22 protein-coding genes and 3 pseudogenes are annotated in these 19,717 nt (G+C 38.7%); 18 read left to right on the top strand and 7 right to left on the bottom strand.

Annotated elements, in window-relative coordinates; genetic code table 11:
- The first annotated feature begins 295 nt into the window (after positions 1-295).
- The 4 genes from BLV50_RS27860 to BLV50_RS27845 all read left to right on the top strand — a co-directional run bounded on the left by BLV50_RS27860 (position 296) and on the right by BLV50_RS27845 (position 2,415).
- Positions 296-589, top strand: a complete 294-nt coding sequence (locus tag BLV50_RS27860; RefSeq protein WP_090811130.1) for a hypothetical protein — start codon at positions 296-298, stop codon at positions 587-589.
- Positions 590-720: 131 nt separating this feature from the next.
- Positions 721-1,314, top strand: coding sequence for a hypothetical protein (locus BLV50_RS27855; protein WP_090811128.1), 594 nt, complete (start codon positions 721-723; stop codon positions 1,312-1,314).
- Positions 1,315-1,340: 26 nt separating this feature from the next.
- A complete protein-coding gene (locus tag BLV50_RS27850; protein ID WP_090811126.1) occupies positions 1,341-1,685 on the top strand; it encodes a hypothetical protein in 345 nt (114 codons plus the stop codon).
- A 1-nt stretch (position 1,686) separates the two neighbouring features.
- The gene (locus BLV50_RS27845) at positions 1,687-2,415 is read left to right on the top strand and encodes a hypothetical protein (RefSeq protein WP_090811124.1); all 729 of its coding nucleotides are present in this window, start codon (positions 1,687-1,689) and stop codon (positions 2,413-2,415) included.
- Positions 2,416-2,466: 51 nt separating this feature from the next.
- On the opposite strand, the gene BLV50_RS27840 is transcribed toward BLV50_RS27845, so the two are convergent.
- Entirely contained in the window at positions 2,467-3,006 is a 540-nt protein-coding gene (locus BLV50_RS27840; protein WP_090811122.1) for a hypothetical protein, read from the bottom strand.
- A 483-nt stretch (positions 3,007-3,489) separates the two neighbouring features.
- Between BLV50_RS27840 and BLV50_RS27835 the strand changes: the two genes are divergently transcribed.
- From BLV50_RS27835 to BLV50_RS27805, 7 genes are all read left to right on the top strand, one after another.
- Positions 3,490-3,918 (top strand): hypothetical protein, encoded by a 429-nt coding sequence (locus BLV50_RS27835; protein ID WP_090811120.1) that lies wholly within the window; start codon positions 3,490-3,492, stop codon positions 3,916-3,918.
- 798 nt (positions 3,919-4,716) lie between these two features.
- Positions 4,717-5,523 (top strand): peptidase, encoded by an 807-nt coding sequence (locus BLV50_RS27830; protein WP_371129282.1) that lies wholly within the window; start codon positions 4,717-4,719, stop codon positions 5,521-5,523.
- Positions 5,524-5,850: 327 nt separating this feature from the next.
- Positions 5,851-6,441, top strand: coding sequence for a hypothetical protein (locus BLV50_RS27825; RefSeq protein ID WP_090811118.1), 591 nt, complete (start codon positions 5,851-5,853; stop codon positions 6,439-6,441).
- A 521-nt stretch (positions 6,442-6,962) separates the two neighbouring features.
- On the top strand, positions 6,963-7,442 hold the full coding sequence (locus tag BLV50_RS27820) for a hypothetical protein (protein ID WP_090811116.1): 480 nt from the start codon (positions 6,963-6,965) through the stop codon (positions 7,440-7,442).
- A 288-nt stretch (positions 7,443-7,730) separates the two neighbouring features.
- On the top strand, positions 7,731-9,098 hold the full coding sequence (locus BLV50_RS27815) for a tetratricopeptide repeat protein (RefSeq protein ID WP_090811114.1): 1,368 nt from the start codon (positions 7,731-7,733) through the stop codon (positions 9,096-9,098).
- Between the two features lie 275 nt (positions 9,099-9,373).
- Positions 9,374-9,565: a Spo0E family sporulation regulatory protein-aspartic acid phosphatase gene (locus BLV50_RS32595; protein ID WP_371129283.1), complete on the top strand. Its 192-nt coding sequence runs from the start codon at positions 9,374-9,376 to the stop codon at positions 9,563-9,565.
- 499 nt (positions 9,566-10,064) lie between these two features.
- Complete coding sequence (locus tag BLV50_RS27805; RefSeq protein WP_090811110.1) at positions 10,065-10,340, top strand: helix-turn-helix transcriptional regulator; 276 nt, start codon at positions 10,065-10,067, stop codon at positions 10,338-10,340.
- 1,260 nt (positions 10,341-11,600) lie between these two features.
- Here the strand turns inward: BLV50_RS27805 and BLV50_RS27800 are convergent.
- Positions 11,601-12,200: a TetR/AcrR family transcriptional regulator gene (locus BLV50_RS27800; RefSeq protein ID WP_090811109.1), complete on the bottom strand. Its 600-nt coding sequence runs from the start codon at positions 12,198-12,200 to the stop codon at positions 11,601-11,603.
- Between the two features lie 233 nt (positions 12,201-12,433).
- Between BLV50_RS27800 and gap the strand changes: the two genes are divergently transcribed.
- The 4 genes and pseudogenes from gap to BLV50_RS27780 form a co-directional block, all read left to right on the top strand.
- Positions 12,434-13,444: a type I glyceraldehyde-3-phosphate dehydrogenase gene (gap, locus tag BLV50_RS27795; RefSeq protein WP_090811107.1), complete on the top strand. Its 1,011-nt coding sequence runs from the start codon at positions 12,434-12,436 to the stop codon at positions 13,442-13,444.
- 27 nt (positions 13,445-13,471) lie between these two features.
- Positions 13,472-13,819 carry a MarR family transcriptional regulator gene (locus BLV50_RS27790; protein WP_090811105.1) on the top strand — a complete coding sequence of 116 codons (348 nt, stop codon included), beginning with the start codon at positions 13,472-13,474 and terminating at the stop codon, positions 13,817-13,819.
- 103 nt (positions 13,820-13,922) lie between these two features.
- Entirely contained in the window at positions 13,923-14,162 is a 240-nt protein-coding gene (locus tag BLV50_RS27785; protein WP_090811103.1) for a NifU family protein, read from the top strand.
- A 113-nt stretch (positions 14,163-14,275) separates the two neighbouring features.
- Positions 14,276-14,431 (top strand): annotated as a pseudogene (locus tag BLV50_RS27780) (SOS response-associated peptidase family protein); the annotation flags it as partial.
- A 103-nt stretch (positions 14,432-14,534) separates the two neighbouring features.
- Here BLV50_RS27780 and xerS read toward each other — a convergent pair.
- Complete coding sequence (gene xerS / locus BLV50_RS27775) at positions 14,535-15,614, bottom strand: tyrosine recombinase XerS (protein ID WP_090811099.1); 1,080 nt, start codon at positions 15,612-15,614, stop codon at positions 14,535-14,537.
- Positions 15,615-15,907: 293 nt separating this feature from the next.
- On the opposite strand from xerS, the gene BLV50_RS27770 reads away from it, so the two are divergent.
- From BLV50_RS27770 to BLV50_RS27765, 3 genes and pseudogenes are all read left to right on the top strand, one after another.
- The gene (locus BLV50_RS27770; RefSeq protein WP_090811097.1) at positions 15,908-16,426 is read left to right on the top strand and encodes a DUF2306 domain-containing protein; all 519 of its coding nucleotides are present in this window, start codon (positions 15,908-15,910) and stop codon (positions 16,424-16,426) included.
- Positions 16,427-16,658: 232 nt separating this feature from the next.
- Positions 16,659-16,751: pseudogene (locus BLV50_RS33715) on the top strand (sugar ABC transporter permease); the annotation flags it as partial.
- Between the two features lie 111 nt (positions 16,752-16,862).
- Positions 16,863-18,047, top strand: coding sequence for an MFS transporter (locus tag BLV50_RS27765; protein WP_090811283.1), 1,185 nt, complete (start codon positions 16,863-16,865; stop codon positions 18,045-18,047).
- A gap of 161 nt (positions 18,048-18,208) precedes the next feature.
- On the opposite strand, the pseudogene BLV50_RS27760 reads toward BLV50_RS27765, so the two are convergent.
- The 4 genes and pseudogenes from BLV50_RS27760 to BLV50_RS32960 form a co-directional block, all read right to left on the bottom strand.
- Positions 18,209-18,650: pseudogene (locus tag BLV50_RS27760) on the bottom strand (nitrilase-related carbon-nitrogen hydrolase); the annotation flags it as partial.
- Entirely contained in the window at positions 18,590-18,832 is a 243-nt protein-coding gene (locus BLV50_RS27755; RefSeq protein ID WP_090811095.1) for a uroporphyrinogen-III synthase, read from the bottom strand. The pseudogene BLV50_RS27760 and the gene BLV50_RS27755, both read right to left, overlap by 61 nt.
- Positions 18,825-18,956, bottom strand: coding sequence for a hypothetical protein (locus BLV50_RS33620; RefSeq protein WP_256338063.1), 132 nt, complete (start codon positions 18,954-18,956; stop codon positions 18,825-18,827). The genes BLV50_RS27755 and BLV50_RS33620 overlap by 8 nt, the downstream gene beginning before the upstream one ends.
- Before the next feature lie 564 nt (positions 18,957-19,520).
- On the bottom strand, positions 19,521-19,673 hold the full coding sequence (locus tag BLV50_RS32960) for a hypothetical protein (RefSeq protein WP_177031281.1): 153 nt from the start codon (positions 19,671-19,673) through the stop codon (positions 19,521-19,523).
- Positions 19,674-19,717: the final 44 nt, after the last annotated feature.

Raw genomic sequence — 19,717 nt, 5'->3', positions numbered from 1 at the left:
ATCTGCTCTCAAGGAGAACGGAATAAACCTTGAACATTCAGTTATTCACTGATGAGGAAGGTAGGGTAAGATGTCTGCACGATTACTGAGTCCAACGACTTGTAATTAGTATTACATTGGTCCGGAAAGAAAGAGAGTTTCCTTCAAACATCAATTTAAACAGTCATAGAACTATTTCAAAAGCTCATTATCATTTCGATGATACTGGGCTTTTTTCTGTTTTTGTTGGTGAATTCTTTGAAGGAGAGTACAAAAAAGAAGATAACAGTAATTTACTACAAAAAGGAGTGATATTTTGAAGGTTGAGCGGACTCAGGAAGATGGATTGAAAAAACAAGAATGGTTTTTTAATATTACGTCGGATCTTAGTGGACACAAAATAAATGTGTCTGTTCGTGATTATTTTTCTCTGAAAAGAGAAAGTAAACGCCATGCTTTTAAGACTTGTAAGTCTTATGAGCAGTTCAATAGATACGAAACTGGTCCGGATAGAGTGAGTAAGGAAAATGTACCTCTACCAGAGGATGTATTGGACGAGGTAAAGTTAAGGCTTGTTGCAGGCATAACATTCGATATATCGAGTGATTGATGGAACGAAGAAGCTTCCCCCAAATATTAAACCAAACTGCATTCATTATTTGAGTGCAATACGAAAGTCTCTATTTTGGTCCAAAGCCAATGTAGGGACTTTTTTTATTTTCAATAAAGCGAGGGAATACAATGTCCAGAGTAATAACTATTAAAAATTTAGATCCCGTCATGCAGTTAAATGTCACAGGTGACTGGGGACCGACGGAAAACTCAATTAGCTATCCTGGTAGTCGGGTTGAGTATACGACTATTGAAGGGAGCAAAAGATACGGTATATCAAAAGGATGTAACGGATATAATCATGTCCTTGTGACCATGGAAGACAACCTCCATACTTCATTCATTGAAAAGGGCAGACTCAGGTTAACAGACGATTCAAATAGACCGTTAGAAATCCCTAATGAATGTATTAAGAAGTATCTAAACTTGTATCCATACATTGGGTCCGAAAGTGTAGATGAAATATTATCATACGGCCGGTCGTTCCATTACGAGCCTCTTTATTTCTTCCTGAACAAGAAGTATCACATTATTCTACAGAGACCTGATTTTGAATGGTTAAAGTGCGCTGCCAAGTTTCCATATTGGCAAAGGATGTTTGAAAGATTAACGAAATTCAAATTACCCGATCAATGTACGAGTGATGAGCTGCTTCAGTTAATGATCGATCATCATGAAATGAATAATCAAATAGATCAAGTAACATTTGACTTGGAGTTCTAGTAAATAACCGTTATGAACGGAGAAAAATGAAGAAAACCATAGCAGATATAAATGTAACAACAAACGAATTTATTTGGGAGATGTTATATGTGGAGAATCAATTACTAATTGGAAAAGTTAATGAATTGGAAGGTGTTAGTACGAAAGTTTTGAACATGTTTCACTTACATGAATTGTTCGTCGATGATGTTCTAGTAGGGTATATACGAGCAAATGATAAAGGGATAACTGTCATACCTGCACATAAATTTGCTGTAGATGTTGGCAAAAGTTTTGATGTAAGAGCAGAAGCGTTTCATCAGATGATTGATAATTTTAGGACTTCTAAATGTCTGTATCCACTCAAAGAAGCTAACTGGAGGCTAAAATGACATGTCAGTAGATTATCAAGAAATTTCCACTGAAACACTTCAGGATAGTTCGCAAACAGTGTATCAAGACTATTTAATGCTGGATAGACTAAATAAATTAAGTGGAGAAACTGCAATACTTCGATACAAGGATGACTTAGTTGATCTTTCTATACCATTCTCTTTTTTACATATGTGGTATACGACTGTTCTGATGGATTCTAATGTGCCTAAACCTATTAAATTGGGTTCAAAGGATTCTTACCTTATCATACGGAAGTCTATTTATGAATTAATTGAGTGTGAAGATAGCTTCACCTTCAGTTATGTTGGTGGAAATACCTTCTCCAGGTTCAAAAAGGCTCCTGAAGAAGTCTGTTTGGGGAAAGCTTCTTTCTCATTAGAATCCATACTCGGAATAGAAGAAGGGATCTTTCCAGAGATGGAAGCTGTTGAAGTGGAGATGCCATATGAAAAAGTGAAAACACGTCTGGTAGGTGCAACAATGAAAATTCATTTATCCATACCAGACGATTGGATTCGTTCTATTGTGAGCCTTCCTTTCACATTATCGGGGTTCGAAATAAAAAGAAAAACGGTTACGCTTCTGGGTACTAATGGGTTGTCTATAACCTTGAAAGGGTACACTGGCTTGCGATCATACAAAGATAACGTATGCATCTCAGTGATTGATAAGCAAAAGAGAAACCGTGATGTTACGCTGTGTAGTAAATATTATGATCCCAGATAGATGATTCACCAGTAGGGTGCTATTAAACCAAAAGAGGTTTAATAGCACCCTTTATTTTTTGTTCTTAGAGGTATCCTTTCGATTGTTCTCCTTCAATTGTTTCTCCCTTAATTTAGGTTCGTAGTATGTCTTCATCACAATTTCGTGTATTTTAATATACCTACCAGATAATTTAACCAAACCCAGATCCTCAAACTCCTTCAATTTGCCAAGCTGCCTATCTTGCTTAATAGTTCCAACACGTAATCCCCATTTGGGTTCGGCTTCATTTGTAACCATAACTTTGTCCATTGAGGACATACAGTTGTTACATAGTGTCATATGTACAGGTTTAGTTGTTTTGTACTGGAAATTCAATATAGTTGGATCTTCATTTTCTTTGATCCAGTTGTTACATTGAGTACACTGCTTTTCTGATTTGAGAAACGTAAATCTTTCTAATCGAAATCGTAAGTCATTTAGTTCATGATTTAGCAAGCTCTGAACAACATAATTGATTTCTGTAGGAAGTTTGCTACTGATAACTTTATATTCTTCAATTGTAGATTCCATCTCCGTTATCTTTTTCCTCATATCATCAAGAATCGACAAAACAAATCACCTCAATTGAATATTTTATTCTAATTAGACTATAATCATATACTAATTAGATTATAATATACAATTGCTATGTTTTATATATTCCAGGGGGAAGCATTAGGATATGAAATATGCATTGTGTTAAGGGTTTATCGCAATAACGAGCGATTTTATCGAAGGTGAGGGTTATATTCCATTTATACTTGGTCTTTGACCTTGAATAGAGGCTATTTTAATTCAGGACAAATCGAAAGTCGGTGGATCAGAAGGTATTTGTACTGGTTATATTAGTTCCTAATTGGCTAATCCATTATAGTTTCAATCCCTCCCCCTTTCCAAAAGATTACATAGGTGGTATCATTGTTATTATAAAATACTGTTAAATGCGGATCATGGAACCAGGAGCAATGTAAAAATATCAGAAGAATTGTTTTCTATAAAAGGCACAATTGATGTAGGGGAAGCAATTACACCCTAGAAAGGATCGTGTTTATCATGAATAGGAAGTACCGTATCGGGGCGATTTTGATGTTGGGAGTAGCATTCGGTGTAACTGCTTTCTTAGGTACAAACCATGTACTGAAAGCTGATTCTGAGTCCAAACAAATTATTACGCAGCGAGGACAAACTATAGAAACACCAACGGAGTCAGAAGAGGCTGTCTATCCGACTAATGAACAAGGACAGACTTATGGCGAAGGCCCTTTTTTACCTGGTAAAACAAAAGAACCGGATCTGATTAAAGCTGAGAATGAGGATGGTTTGGTAGGGTATATTAAAACTTCGGATTTAGAATCTGGGGCAGCGTCGCCAGAAGAAGCTATGGAATACCAAGCATCCATAGAATCAGTAGATGTTAGATCCATTCCCATGTATAAATCCGACGGCAATACTGTAATTGGTCAATTTAAAGTGGGTTCATAAAAAACTAATTAGTTGACGGGAACATTACAAATCAGGATATCTTGTATGGTGTAGGATTTATTTTTTTGACATGAATAATACGTCCTTCTTAAGGTCTACTATCTATTGAGGTTATAGAATTTGATCAATAAAAAATAAGGAAACAAGAGAAGCCGCTATCTAAGCGGCTTTTTTTGCTTTAGTGCTACCCAGATAAGACATGCTAGTCTATGAAAGTTTCGGTACAGATATAAAGCTATAGGCCTCGGCTCAGCTAACGGGAACTGTTAAAGACAAGTGTTAAAGCCCGTGAGAAAGAAATTTTATAAGGGAGTAGTCCGAGCAAAAAACTTATGAGTAGTAATGAAGTGAACGCTATAGGATCTTTAAAAAAATTGTTAAAACTTCGATTGTATCTACTAAGATCTTCGTTCTAATCTATTTGAATTGACCCAAGTTAACAGAGATTAATATCCGCTTGAAAAGAGTAAGACCTAGTCATCTATGGCCAAGTTATTTGGATAAGCCAAAAATGGGAGTATGATTCCGGTTCAGCATCTTACAGATGGGTTGAAATGAGAGAAAGCAGAATATTATATTAAGGGATATTACAATGTTATAGTATATTCCAATAGAAGCTATCATTGACAAAAAACCTTTCCAAAAGATTACATTCGTGGTATTATTGTCTTTAGGTAAAATAAGTAATATTTTATAAAAATGTTATTTAGGATAAATACTTTGTTTAAAGTTATAAATAGGGATTAATGATTCAATACATAAATCCAAAAAAATTTTCATTCTGAGGAGGAAAGTACCGTGAGCATGGGGAAAAAGAAAGTTAGTTTTTTAATGGGGTCTCTATTGTCTTTGTGTTTGGCAACATCAGCATTTGCAAATGTTTCGTCTGACGCTTATAGTACCGGTAAGGTGGGTGATACCTCGTACACTTTTACATCGGAAGTTTGGGATCGAGAACTTAATCTTACAACTAAAACAGTAGAGGCATTTTCATATGTTAAAGCTGTAGGAAACGCGCCCGCTGGTTATATGGGTGCAAATGCTAGATTGTATAATTCCGCAGGAACAATGAAAGCTTCCAGTGGTATGACTTACAATGATTCTAAAATCTCTGGATTTGGGGTATATTCTTCTAGAACAAGTGTTGAAGGGTCATATTTTGCTCAAACTGCAGCTGAATTCTACCATGGGAATGGTTATACAAAGTTTGTTGGATATAAATCGCCAAATCTAGTTTTATCACAAAAAAAATTAGCAAGCATATTGAGATCAGAAGAGTTCGCGGATAGTTCTACTTCTGTTTATCTTGAGGAATTGAAAAATAAGACTGTGTACTCTGTCAATTCCAATAATGAAACATATGGATCTGGTGTGAGCGCTCAAACAATTGGGCAAGACCCTGACTTGATTGAGGCAATTGGAACAAATGGTTTAAAAGGTTATGTGAAATCTAATGAATTAGAGCCTGAAATTAATACCGTTGAAGAGGCGTTAGCCCAGAACCAGGTGAATGGATCTGTGAGAACAATTTCTTTATATGATGTTGATGGTATCAACATTATTGGACAATTTGATGTGGTAACTAAATACGAAGTGATCGAATAGATTAATCACAATTTAATAAAAAGAGAAGTATTCTTATACAGGGATACTTCTCTTTTTATTAAGAAACTAAGCAGATCTTAATTCATGATAAGAAATATAAGTGATCAAAAGCTTCCACCTAATTTTACCTGCCTGTTTTATGAAATGAAACAAAGCTAGTGGTACAGTTGTTACCTCATAAAGGGTTAAAACATTACAAGCGATTTCATGGAGGGAAAGAAGCTGGGAACCTGTAATTCTAGTTTCATATAAAGTTTAATGAATATCTTCCTATGTAATTGGATATAAATGAAATTAACTATAACAAGATCATAGGGAGTGTTAACAATGGAACTACGAAAAGATGGTTGGGATACTGATGCAGATCTGTACTTAGCACAAACAGTACTGAAACATATTGAATCCGGAAGCACTCAATTAAAGGCATTTGAAGAAGCTAGTGAAATATTAAAAAGAACGAGTGCAGCTTGTGGCTTTCGATGGAATGGGGCCGTACGCAAAAAATATGAACAAGCGATTGAGAAAGCAAAGATGGTTCGACTTCAAAACAAGAATCAAGGAAAAGTCGTCTCTATTAATGAATCTAAGAATTCACTCTTAGAGATCTCGAAAGATCCTAGAGCTGTTGGAGATTTGATAAAAGAAGAAACCTTTGATAATGAGGCAGCTATACCATTGCAGTTGGATCAAGAAATTTTAAAAGTATATAATGAGGCCATGGACCAGGTCAGTAATAATATGAAAATCCTGAGACAGATTATTGTGGAACTAGCAGGGCGACTTCAAACAGCGAATGATTTAAACCTAAATTTACAAAGTGAATATACCAATCTACAAAATGAAATAATCAATGCTGTAGACATGAAAGTTTTCTTAAGAATAGCGGGTAAGGTAGAAGCTGAACAAATTACTGGATAGATGAAGAAGCAGCCATTAGGCTGCTTCTTTTCTTACTTATATTCAGATATGATTAATTTAAGTTCCTATTTTGCCGATATACCTTTTATCTTATTACGTAAGGAGTAAAGGCTATGTTGGAAGAAGAACAGAAATGGTCATCTCTTATTTTAGCTGCAAAATGTCCTCATTGTGGATCGGGAAATACATACAAGTACGGATACTCCTCAAACTCAAAACTTCCCCGTTTTATGTGTAAATCTTGTGACAAGACGTTTAGTTCAAGGACAAAAGAGATTTTGCGTAAACGATTATTGAAAAGTTTAAAAAATAAGAACTCTTGAAACAGAGGGCCCTATTTTTAGAAGATTGTACAGGTGGCACTACTGTGATATGGCGAATATTTAAATGTATACATGTCAATACAGATTAATGGAATAGTATTTAATCAAAAGATGTAATATGTTAAAGATAAATGAATCGCGATGAAAATAATTACTGTGTTGAGGGTAGCCAAGTCCTTAGAAAGGATTGTGTTAATTATGAGAAAGAAGTTGCGTAATGGGGCATTTATACTTGCCGGAATGGTGTTAGGTGTAACGGCTGTTTTAGCTACAAACCATGTATTGAATGCTGAATCTGTACCCAATGTCAAACCGTATACAGTACAGCAAGGACAGACAATAGTGACATCAACACAATTTACATCACAAAAGGGATCATCAACCGAAGAAGTTCAGATTCCTGCTTATCCTACTAACGAACAAGGGCAAACATATGGAGAAGGACCGCTTCTTCCTGGTAAAACCCAGGAACCTGATCTAATTAATGCTGAAAATGAGAACGGCATCGAAGGATATATCAAATCCTCAGATTTAGAATCGGGAGCTACTACTCCTGAAGAAGCTCTTCAGTACCAGGAATCCATAAACGCACCAGAATTAAGATCTATTCCATTGTATAAATTAGACGGAGAGACAATAATCGGTGAATTTAAAATAGGAAGTACACAAAGCAATTAAGTGGGCATTTATATCTGGATATCTAAAGTAGTAACAAAAACTTTGGATAGGTCGCTTTTGGTTTAAAAAAATGAGTTGTGTTTTAAAACGTTCCTGAGATATATTCAGGAACGTTTTTTTTTTGCCGGAAATAAAATTGAATACTTCAAATCACAATATCAACTGGTGATTATAAAACTAGAGATTTAACAAAAGTATTGACCGCTGGTATAATCGACCATAGAATTACTTATATAGAGTTAATCACATAAAAAATGGGTTTCAAATCTGGAAGGTGGTATCTTTTTGATGCAATTAACCATGACGATCCGATCAGAGCTATTAAACTACATAGATCAACATGAAATAATTTTATATCGTTTTTCAGAACTGTCTGGAATCAACTCGGGAACATTTAGCAGAATAATTAATGGGTCTCAACCCATATCAGTGAAAATCCTTGATAAAATTACCGCAACCATGGGTTTAAAAGAAGGTCACTTTTATGAACAGTACATCGATGAATTACGCAATCATACCAATCTGGATTGGAGAAGGGTACGCCCCTTAATCATCCGTAGTGCAGAATTATGTAAGCTCAATTGCATTGAACGGATAGTAGATATGATGATGGAAAACACTGCATACATTGCCTTGCTTTTTGACTTAGCGGATGTGTTACATACAGAAGGTAAAACGGAAGCTGCCTTGATTTTATATCGTAAAGTTTCTGAAGGAGAAAGATTCCAACATGCAGAACGTTTGGCAATTTGTCAGTACAGGATCTTTAAAAGCACTCAAAATGATGACCAACAAAATAATCTAGAGTGTGCTGTGCAATTCGAACCATATGCTGCACGGTTAAACGAGTGGGATCAGCTTGATGCACTAAAGGATTTAACTAATCTATATCTCTCATTGAGACGCTGGGATAAAGCAAAGCATCTAGCAAAGCATATGGGCGAACTTGCTACAATACAATATGAAATTAAACATGAGCGCATAAAACACAATAAAAGATTTACTGAACCCTCCAAACCACTGTTTGGTTATATTCTGTATTCTAACCTTATTCTAGGATCAATCTCTGAAGAGCAGAATGAATATCAGCAAGCCCTTCATTATCTTTCGTATTATGAGGATCATAGTTGGATTGTTGAAAATGAGTATGCAGATGAGCAGACCAAAAAGCAATTTCGTATTTGGGCAGAAGGAAACAAATATCTCTACCGACTAATGGCAGGAGAGGTTGAAGTACTAGACGATTATATTGAATACCTGGCATCTAGGGAGCATGAAATATTAAAAGGATTATTCAAGGTAATTAAGGCAGCGAAAAAATATCATATAAATGTCGACCATATATTGGCCCGATTTGAAGATACCATTGATGCTCAAATTAAAAACCAAGAAAATGTTGGGTCCTATACTGATCAAATCATCAACGATCGCTTTGTAAATTTCTTAGCAGACGTTGGTGAATACTATGTTAGTTCAGATCGGGTCGATACTGGGATTCAATTTATTTTAAATAGTTTGGCAATCTCGGCTAAAATTAACAGTAATGCTTGTATTTTGAGGTGTTTCTGTATGTTCGATGCATTACGGCACCTTGTTACTGAGGTTGATCTCAGAAGATACAAGGAAATCCTGAAGGAGGTCCACAGACAATTATGAAGAAAAAAGCAATCTCAATCCTAGCTATATTATTTATTACTGTTCTATCGTGTACACCATTTAATTATGTGTCTGCAGATAGTGAGACTCCGGTAATTCCTGATATCCAGAAGGCAAATAGAACCAGCTCACATGGCGAAGGTGGATGGTAATACTATAATGGCAAAAACCCTACCCCCTGCTTGCTGAAGGGTGCTAAGCCTATTCTAGTCCATGTGGGGGGATGTCTACTGAATATTTTGTATTACCTGGTTAATTCTAGATTTTTACATAAAATGATAGGATATTACATAGAGGTGATGACTTCTATGGATATTCGTTGTAATGTTAGGGAATGTTTAGAGCGGGAAAGGAATTATTTGTACCAATTAGTGGATACATATGGTTTACTTCATCCCGTGGTTGTTAAACAATCACAAATTTTAGATGAGATTATAAATATATATAATAAAGAAACCGAGAATTGAGAAGAAACCCATATTTTTTGGAAGTAGCCTAATTACTTATATGGGCTACTTTTTGTTTTTATAGGGTCTATCTGCTCATTTTTTCGTGGAGCTATCGGTTCGTTCATTGAAGAAATCAATATTATTGAATTCGTATTGGAAGCATTAGCATATAATTATGGTCATCCTATAGGATATTTCACAAGAAAAATAAGTAAAACATATTGATTTTTTTTGTAATTCATGTTTTACATTTCATATATTTAATGATATATTTCAAATGTTAATTGCTTTTTCTATTATTTATGTAGGGTTCTTGTCTTTGAGATAGGTTTCTTCTGTAGTAAGATTTTGATTCTTCTTCCGAATATTAAGAATGAGTTGAAAGGGTCAGGCGTTCACACTGCTCAGAAACTATACCATGTAGACAAGAATCAAAACAGGGTTGGTCAAGATGAGCGTTCTTCGATTCTATAGAGTCAAATAAATTTTAGTAGACATGGTGGGGGAAAGAGTACAGATGATAAATGAATGTTTAGCTCCAGATGCGATCTCTCTTGGGGATAAGATAATTGAAATGTTGGTGGATAACGGAATGGTTTTGGATGATTTATCTCGCGAAACAGGAGTCAGTAATGAAAGCTTAGTGCCTTTTTTTATGGGGGAAGAGGAAGTGACTCAGGATTTTGCCGACCAGCTTGCTAAAGTGTTTAGCACGTCCGCCGATTTTTGGCTTGAACTTGATAGGAAATACCACACACTCTCAAAAGATTATAATAAAAAAATGAATTTTTAAATCGCATTTGTATTGGCCATTTCTATTCTTCTTATAACGTTTAGCAATTTGCATACTGAAGGAGAGCATAGGAGGGCTAACGGGGCTTTTCGAGCTTCTATAAATATACTTTTTAGCCACTCCTCTTTTCATATTCGTATGTTCGCTTTCGAATTACGCGAGAAATAACAAAAAAAGATTCCAAAGGACATTCTTTTTAATATACATATGCTGTTCGTATAGGGGTGGACAAGAATCTGTTCGTTTAGTAATTAGATAATCTTCTAATAAATCGGTTTCGTCTACCCTTCTCGTCGGTTTTGCACTCATTTGGACAGCGCTTGTTATATATGCTGTGGCATCAGTTCGTGGCACAAAAGTCACGAAGGTGAATGTGCACCATGATAAAACCTATGTATGACGAGGCTTTCAGGTGTTAGACGGTACAACATATTAATGAAAGCGTCCAAACGATGACAGATGTCACCCGAGAACTGAAGATTAACCATGACACAGTGTATGGTTCTCCAATAATAAGCTGCCCGTTCAACACAATGTGTTAAACCGCGAGTTCCAAGCGACGAAGCTCGAAGAGAAATGGGGCAGCGATATCATCTATGATTGGAACGCGGAAAGATGGCTGTTTTGGGCCAAGCCTGTTAGTTAGCCAAAAAAGGTAAAAAAGCCGCCTCATTCGGTAAATTGTTGTACCCCTGCAATCTCCCGAAACGAGGCAGCCTCATGAAAAAGCCTACTTCAATATCCAGCATTCTTCTTCAATATATTGATTCCGGAAGGAACCATCCTTCCCTACTAAGCGAGATGCACTACGTCGATGTTGCGCGGAAATTCACCGTATATAAGTTATATTTGTTATTGGCGGAAGGCTGCCTTCCAGCAGTGGAAGGGATTTCGAGGATGGGGAGCAGCGGATGACGCGTAGCGGGCATGCAAGGTTACCACTCCACCATTTCTTCAAGCGTTTGCTTACTCTCATGATCAGACTCTACAATCCAAAAAAACGGCCACCTGCCTTGGGCTACCGATAAGGGGCTAAAAGCAGGGGTACAGCAACATGTCGGACTTATTGGCGACCGTGGAGGACTCTACAACGTTCCAAAACAACAGGATATAAACCCGATTTAAAACGCTGCCCTCATTTGCTGGACCTGGAGTACATCCTGGTCGCAACAAATACTTTTATTTCGATAATATACCTCCAAAATGTTGAGAGAGATCATATAAGCATCTTATTCTCTCTACGCTTCCAAGCAAAACTGATTAACTATTTTTCAAACAACAATTCTGTAAATAAAATGCAAAGGATGCTGTATTCATTTGCATATGCTTATTATCCCCATCTAACTTGCTGAGTAAAATGCCTCCTTCGAGCAAGGAAAAGGCAAATGAAGCAAGAGCATCCGCATTCAAATCCTCCTTAAACTCCCCAATATTTATCCCGTTAAGAATTATACTCTTTATCATATCCAAATGGTTATGCAGCCCTTGTCTTGCCCGATCTCGAAGCTCCGCATGAGTATCGTCACTTTCTACAGCTGTATTCTGCATAGGACATCCGCCAACAAATGGTGGATTACCAACAACATCTTCATAAACACTAAAAAAAGCAAGTAACCGCCCTGACGCAGACTGCTCCTGTTCGACCGCCTCAGCAAATTTGCTGACAACTATACTAGCGGCGTAGTTGTAGGCTTCAAGCGCAATCTCATCTTTATTTGTAAAATGTCGATAGATGCCCCCCTTCTTAATCCCGGTGTCGGCAATAATATCGTTTAACGATGTACCGGCATAACCTCTTTGATTAAAGATTGCTGCCGATTTCATAATAATGTGCTCTCTTGTTCGATCTCCTTTTTTCATAGCTTCCTCCGAATGATCTTATTCTAATCTAACATTATATCAAAATTTTACGGCCGAAGCCTTGCCAATGTCTCAAATCCTGATATAATAAAGGTACCGATCGGTATCTTTTATTTTAAAACAAACCTATTCCAAAGGCAAGCTTGTTTGGCTTCGGGTCAATGCTTACCTTTAAGTTCTATTGGACAAAATAATATGGAATGGATTTCGAACGAAAACAGGAGGTTTATTCAATGAGTGTAAAAGTAGGCATTAACGGTTTTGGGCGGATCGGAAGACTCGCTTTTCGTCGAATTCAAGAGGTGGGCAATATCGAGGTTGTGGCCATCAACGATCTGACTGACGCAAAAATGCTGGCTCATCTGCTCAAATATGATACTACGCAAGGCACTTTCCATGGAGACATCGAAGTTCATGATGGAGCCTTTACTGTTAACGGCAAAGAAATTAAAGTACTGGCTAACCGTAATCCCGAAGAGATTCCTTGGGGGGAGCTCGGCGTAGACATCGTGCTTGAATGTACAGGTTTCTTCACCACCAAAGAAAAGGCTGAGCTTCACCTGAAAGGCGGAGCAAATAAAGTTGTTATTTCCGCTCCGGCAACAGCCGACATGAAGACCATCGTGTATAACGTAAACCATGAAACACTGGACGGAACGGAAACCGTCATTTCCGGTGCTTCTTGCACAACGGTCAGTCTGGCTCCCATGGCTAAAGCTCTGAACGATAAATTTGGAATTCAATCCGGGTTGATGACAACCGTTCACGCCTATACAGGCAACCAGAATACCCTTGATGCGCCAGATTCAAAAGGAAACTTCCGCGCAGCACGGGCTGCAGCAGAGAACATTGTTCCTTACTCCACCGGTGCTGCTAAAGCCATTGGCCTCGTTCTTCCTGAACTGAAGGGCAAACTTGATGGTGCATCTCAGCGTGTACCTGTGCCAACAGGCTCCGTAACAGAACTCGTAGCCATTTTGAACACTAAGGTAACGGTTGAGGAAGTTAACGCCGCTATGAGAGAAGTATCAGATCCAGAAACATACGGATACACGGAGGACGAGATCGTATCTTCCGATGTTAGAGGAATGACATTCGGGTCTCTTTTTGATGCCACTCAAACAAAAGTTCTAACCGTTGGCGACCAGCAACTAGTGAAAACTGTAGCCTGGTACGATAATGAAATGTCTTACACCGCGCAACTGGTTAGAACATTAGAATATTTCGCAAAAATCGCCAAGTAACACTGCTGCATTTCTTCTTGATTCTACCTGCAAGCGTCAAAAGAGCAGGGGATTTACGAATATCCAGCTAATTTTACATCTGTACACGTCATTGACTGTATTGGCAATAATGATCCCATCAACAATACAGCACTTGCCGAAAAAATGGCTTTAACGAAAGCAATCATAACAAAGATAACAACCATATTATTGGAAGATGGTTTTATTGAGCGTATCCGTCTTAACGATAACAAGAAGGAAGTCCACTTCGGATTAACGGAAAAAGCGCAGGAATTATATGTACTGCACGGAAAGCTGCATAAGCAGGAGCAAGATCGGTTCTTCCGATTTCTAGAACGTTACACTAGTGAAGAGTTAAGTTTTATCAAGACATGATTGATGAATTAGAGGAGAGAATGATAGAGAGAAGGGCCATTGATTAAGGAAATGCGAACAGTGAAGCTGATGGCACAGCCTCTATGAAAGGAGTCATAAAATGATGAGAGTTTACGAGGAATTGTTCGAAGAGGTAGACGATGTATTGAGAAAACTGCGTCCTTTTTTAATGCGCGATGGCGGGGATGCTGAACTGGTTGAGGTTAAGGATGGAGTGGCTAAATTAAAATTCTTGGGAGAGTGCAACGGCTGTCCTAGCGCAACGATCACATTGAAGGCGGGCATTGAACGTGCCATTTTTGAAGAAGTGGATGGCATTCATGAAGTCGTTCAAGTCTTCTAGAGAAAGGGTGACCAAACAAACGGCTTCCTTGCTGACATACGTTTGGAGCTACCTTATCGCTACAATAAGAGCGTAAACTAACTTGAAACGCACGCAGCTTCACAGAGCCCAACAGTCTTATGGCTGAAATCCATAACCGTATGCCGGCCATAATTAGTCCGCATGATGAAGCTGAGTGGTTAAGCAGAGAAAAGGACAATAACAAAGATCCCAAGAAGTTTCTTAACAAAAGATTTAGGAGATGTGAATGCGATTTACTTGATGACTAGCGTAATACGCCGGTCTCGGAAGATGGGTTCGGCGTATTGTGCATAGTCTTGTAAAATCTCAGTTCCATAAGTGATTTTTTGTTTGAGGTCCCGAACCAAGTTATCACCTGTTTAAGCTATCTGCTCTATTTACAGATTCACGGCGTTCTTCTTCTCCAACGTGTGTGTAAATCATAGTTGTGTTTAAATCGGAATGGCCCAGTTGATCCTTTAACGAGGCAAGGTCTTTGTTTTCCTTATGATACTTGGTTGCAAATGTATGTCTTAACTTGTGAATTGTCAGTGCCGGCTTTCCAAAAGAACTCACATAGCGATCGAGCATTTTTTGTGAAGCCCTAACAGTTAATCGGCTTACTTTCCCGTGAGGTCCAGTAGGAAGTGAAAGAAAGATTGCTTCTTGTTTGTCATCTACACCATAATTGGTTTGACGAAAGGCCAAATATGACTTTAAATCATCCAATGCAATATTGCTTACAGGTACTGAATCTTTCTTATTACCTTTTCTGTTAACCAAGATCTTGCCTTTAAGCCAGTCTATATCAGGAAGGTCAAGGGACAGAGCTTCAGACACTCGTAGACCTGAACCAAGAATAAGACTTACGAATGCTAAATCACGGTCTTTGTTCTTCAAGTGGGAATTCAGAATTCGTTTATTGTCTTTGCATACGATCTGAAATCCTTCAGCAATGAATTCTCTGAACTCAAAAATCTCTTCATCACGGAGGATTTTATCCTTAATTCGATCTGCTTTTGCCATTACAGTAATCTTTTCTTTTTCCGTCTCAATTTTGACCATTACATTGCGCTTTATGTATGGGTATCCATTTTCATCCTCGGAAAGTACAGATAGGTACTGAAACAATGACTTTAGAGAGGCGATCTTTCTGGCTATAGTATCCAATGAGTTTTCATGTTTTATTGAAAGAAAGTCTTTGTACCGTTCAACATCGTCTACGCGTAAAGACTCCAGTGTAGAAAGAGGACAATCGAGTCTAGTTCCATTATAGAATCCCTCTGAACTCAACCAATCCAAAAAAGAAATGTAATCTGAACAATAACCTAATAGAGTATTAGGTGACCTTTTACGAAGGTTACGAATGATATATTCCTTAGCATACCAAGGTAATTGATCCATTTTAATTTCTGTTTTTTCATAAAGACGTTTCCGTTCATCATTGTGCATAAGTTCAGTTACCTCCAAATAATGCTATTATAATTACGCATAATAAAATGACTGTGAAATTAATAGAGAATGTCATATTTGTTAAAAAGTATATTCATAGTATACCAAACATTTGTTCCTGTGTATAGATTACGCCTAACAAGAGTTATGCGTAATTAAGTTGATGGTTAGTTTTATAAAAGAAAGACGAGTCATCTTTTCCGGTTATCTTGGTGACTCATAACGACCATCAGACTGGAGAGTTTTCAAGGTGGCGCTGATGACTCTAAATAACATGTAAATGGAGTTGCGCCATGACGATTAGTCGCAGTCTCTTGTTCTCGCTTAATAGCTGTTTTTTCATTTCACTGTTCACATTCGCCGGTTTCCATTTTGCTCGGTTGCGCAGTCAACGTGATTCTCGTCGATTGATAGGTAACGCGCCCAGGCTGATGAACACTAAAAGTGCTTTCCGCCTCCTGATTACCGTTGCTGCAGCCTTCGTCTTCTGGACGCTCTTCAATCGTTTCGCCCTGGATCCAGATGCGTCGGTTTTTTTGAGCCACAAGACCAAGCTCATCCGTCCGATGAATTTACCTGTCTGGCTAACTATGCTGAACGTTCACGTCATCTTCGCCTGCATCGCAATCGCTGCGGGAGTCATAAACTTTGTTAGTGCCACGCTCCGTAAGTACCGGAAGATGCATCGTATTCTCGGCTACGTCTATGTCGTCGCCGTACTGGCCGTATGCATCACATCAGGCTATATGGCTCCTTTTGCGACCGGAGGCAGGGTCGTGAGTGTAGCCTTCAATTTGCTTAATATCATTTAGATATTTATAACAGTGAACGCATACTTGCATATTCGACGAGGACGGGTTGAAAACCACCGCCGCTGAATGATCCGCAGCTACGCGTTCTGCTTTACAAATCAGATAATACATACGCTTATGCTTCTCTTCATCAACGCGCTGGGAATGAGCTACGAGGTACGGCGAGTGTTATAGGGAACGATCGTACTTCTTTTCTTGGCGGCGGAATGGACCATTCGGAGACGAAAGGCTGGCGAGCAGGCTTCGTAAAATATGGCATATTACTTTGCCTGGGATTAAGCCTACCATTGTTGTTTTGCTAATTTTACAAATCGGGAAGATGCTCTGATGAATCTTTGATTATAGATTGATTCCTAATAGAAAAATACCAGTATATCTTTTTTCATTTTCACAGTAGTTATACAAAATAATATAAATAGGAGTGAATATTGTGTCTATTACCAAATCAAAATCATTTTTTATTTTCATCCTAGCTTTAGGGATTTTTGGAATCATTAATACAGAGATGGGCATTATCGGGATATTGCCACTCATTGCTGAAAACTTTGGAGTTAGCGTTTCAACTGCAGGCCTGCTTGTTAGCCTATTCGCACTCGCAGTTGCAATTTCAGGTCCTATCTTGCCATTGTTATTCTCAGGATTTAACCGTAAAGGTGTTATGCTTCTTGCTATCGGGCTATTTGTGGTTAGTAACGTTGTTTCTATGTTTGCCCCCAATTTTACAATAGCCTTAATAGCAAGAATTGTTCCTGCATTCCTACATCCGGTTTACGTGTCTGTTGCCTTTACTGCAGCTGCTTCCTCAGTTAGTCCAGAAATGGCTCCAAAAGCAATCGGTCGTGTATTCATGGGTCTCACCGCGGGTATGATTATTGGAATTCCAATTGCCTCTTTCATTGCGGACTATGCTAATCTTGAGATAGCGATGTTATTTTTTGCTGTTGTAAATGCTTTAACATTCTTGGCCATTCTTCTCTTTGTCCCTTCCCTTCCCGTGAAACAAAAACAGTCTTATGGCTCACAGGTTCGTATTTTGAAGAAAGGTGTTGTTTGGGCAGCCATCTTTGGTGCAATCTTTATCCTTTCTGGTATGTATGCAACATTCAGCTTCTTTGCAGAGTACCTTGGGCGTGTAACGGAAATGTCTTCAAATACGATTAGCTTAATGCTTATTCTATTTGGTTTAACAGGGATGATAGGTAATTTACTCGCAGGTAAATTACTTACAAATAATGCGTTAAAGACTGCCTTTGTCTATCCACTTGTGTTTGTTGGTAGTTATTTGGTACTATTCTTGCTCGGATCGTTTACTGTTCCCATGATACTTCTTATTGCTTTCTGGGGCGTATTGTTTACTTTTGGCCTTAATATCTCCCAGTACATGATCACTTCATCCGCGCCCGAAGCACCAGACTTCTCTAACGGTCTGTTCGTAGCGTTTTCAAATCTTGGAGTTACCATTGGTACAATGGTTAGTGGTGCATTTATCAATGGCATGGGTATTCAAAGCGTCATGTGGGTAGGAATTGTCTTCTTGTTACTTGGGTTCTTATCTATCCTATTATTTATACCTCTTACCCGTAAGTCCAATATAAAAGATGCATCCAAGTTAGCAGCTTAATATCTCTCCAACAAAAAAGGTCCTGAGTCGTTTGGTATTCCAACCTAACGATTCAGGACCTTTTCTATTTATCAATCAAGGTTTTTAAAAGCAGGTGCTCCTAATTTTGGAGTTGAAGTGTTTTTTGTTATAGTTCTGTGCTTTTCCAATCTACAATTTGAAATCAAGCCACCTATTCTGCCGAACGGGGTATCGATGACATTTAACGTGCTGCCATCCCCTTGCCCCCACAGGATACGTTCGGAGCCGGTAGGAACCAGCTTACGGTGCTTGCCCAGTAAAGTCCCGTCCGGCCTGATATAAAACATTATACAACGTGCCCGTACTGAACTCCTGATCCCTCTCTACCACGCCGATAATCAAATATACTTCCAATTCTTTTGCCAATTGGCCCAACATTTCAGTTTCGGATCCCGGAACGTCAATCGAACTTTCCCAGTAGCGCTGCCAATCTTTTCTCCCTTCCACTGTACGGCTGCCAACACGCATACCGAAGCTGAGACCCCGCGAATACCCGGGCAGGAATATCTCGGGGAACACGATCAGTTGCGCGCCTTGTCCAGCAGAGCTCCAAGTCCCGTCCCTGTTGTGAAGATGGTCCAATCCGTGCCGCTTTTGAGCAGACGAAATAAGTCCCGTTCCAATTCCCGCTCTTGCAGCACAAGCAAACCCTGCTGCGGACGAACGATCACCTCACCGCCCTGCCGCTCAATAATCTCACCGAACTCCTGTATTTTGCGTGAGCCGGTGATGGCGATCTTTCGCCCTGACAATCCTTTAGGCAAAATGTTCACCTACTCCTGCTTTCTTGAGCGTCGTTTTCAAATCACTCTTGAGAATTCCGTGAAGCTGCAAGGTTTGGCGGGTGGTGATGAGCATGTTTTTGTAATCTGTATACTCATCCGCCAGCTTGTTAAAGACGAGATATCCGAAGTTAGCACATCGCCCGGAATGCGGGCGCGGATCATCATGCTGTAATGCCGCTCCTTCCCCTCTATCTTAAGCTGTGCCCGTAAATCCCGATCATCCTGCTGATAGACGCCATGAAACTTGAGCACTTGAATATTATCCTCGGAAAAATACGGTTCTTCGTCCTGCAAAGCTTCCTTTATTTTGCCCCTAGATGACGGCCCTACCGCTTGATGATCTCGACCTTGGATATCTTTTCGTCATTTGATGTTTTCATAAACCGAACTCACTCCCTTATTTAATTCTGATTTGATCAAAATGATAAACGAAAAAACGCTAAAAATAACCATCCAATATCGGTATACTTGTACCCACCCATTCTGGTTGGAGTTACCCTTTGCCCGTTATACAACAAATAGCCTCCGTTTCCAAGGTACCCGTGGAAACGGAGGCTTATTTCGTTTGTGTGTGTAGTTCTAGTCTGACACTTCAATTCTAGCTCAATGCATTAAAAAGACAAAATATTTCATCGTAATTGCAACAACCGCTTTAAGATCTTTACGGTCAGCTCCATTGATTGATTGATTTTTCGCAGACATTTTCACAAATTCCGTATTTAACCTCAGGTACACCAGCAATCAGGATAAACTCCTTCTTCTTGTTAATGCTGCTACCAACATTAATTACACCATCTCGGTAAAGAATAAATGCTTTCATCGTCAGTATGCCTCCTCTGCCGGCCGAGACTCCCTGCAACTGGC

The sequence above is a fragment of the Paenibacillus sp. 276b genome (genome assembly GCF_900107875.1).
Lineage (GTDB): Bacteria > Bacillota > Bacilli > Paenibacillales > Paenibacillaceae > Paenibacillus > Paenibacillus marchantiae.
Note: the sequence above shows the minus strand (reverse complement) of the source record. Positions and strands in the feature narration are given on the sequence as shown.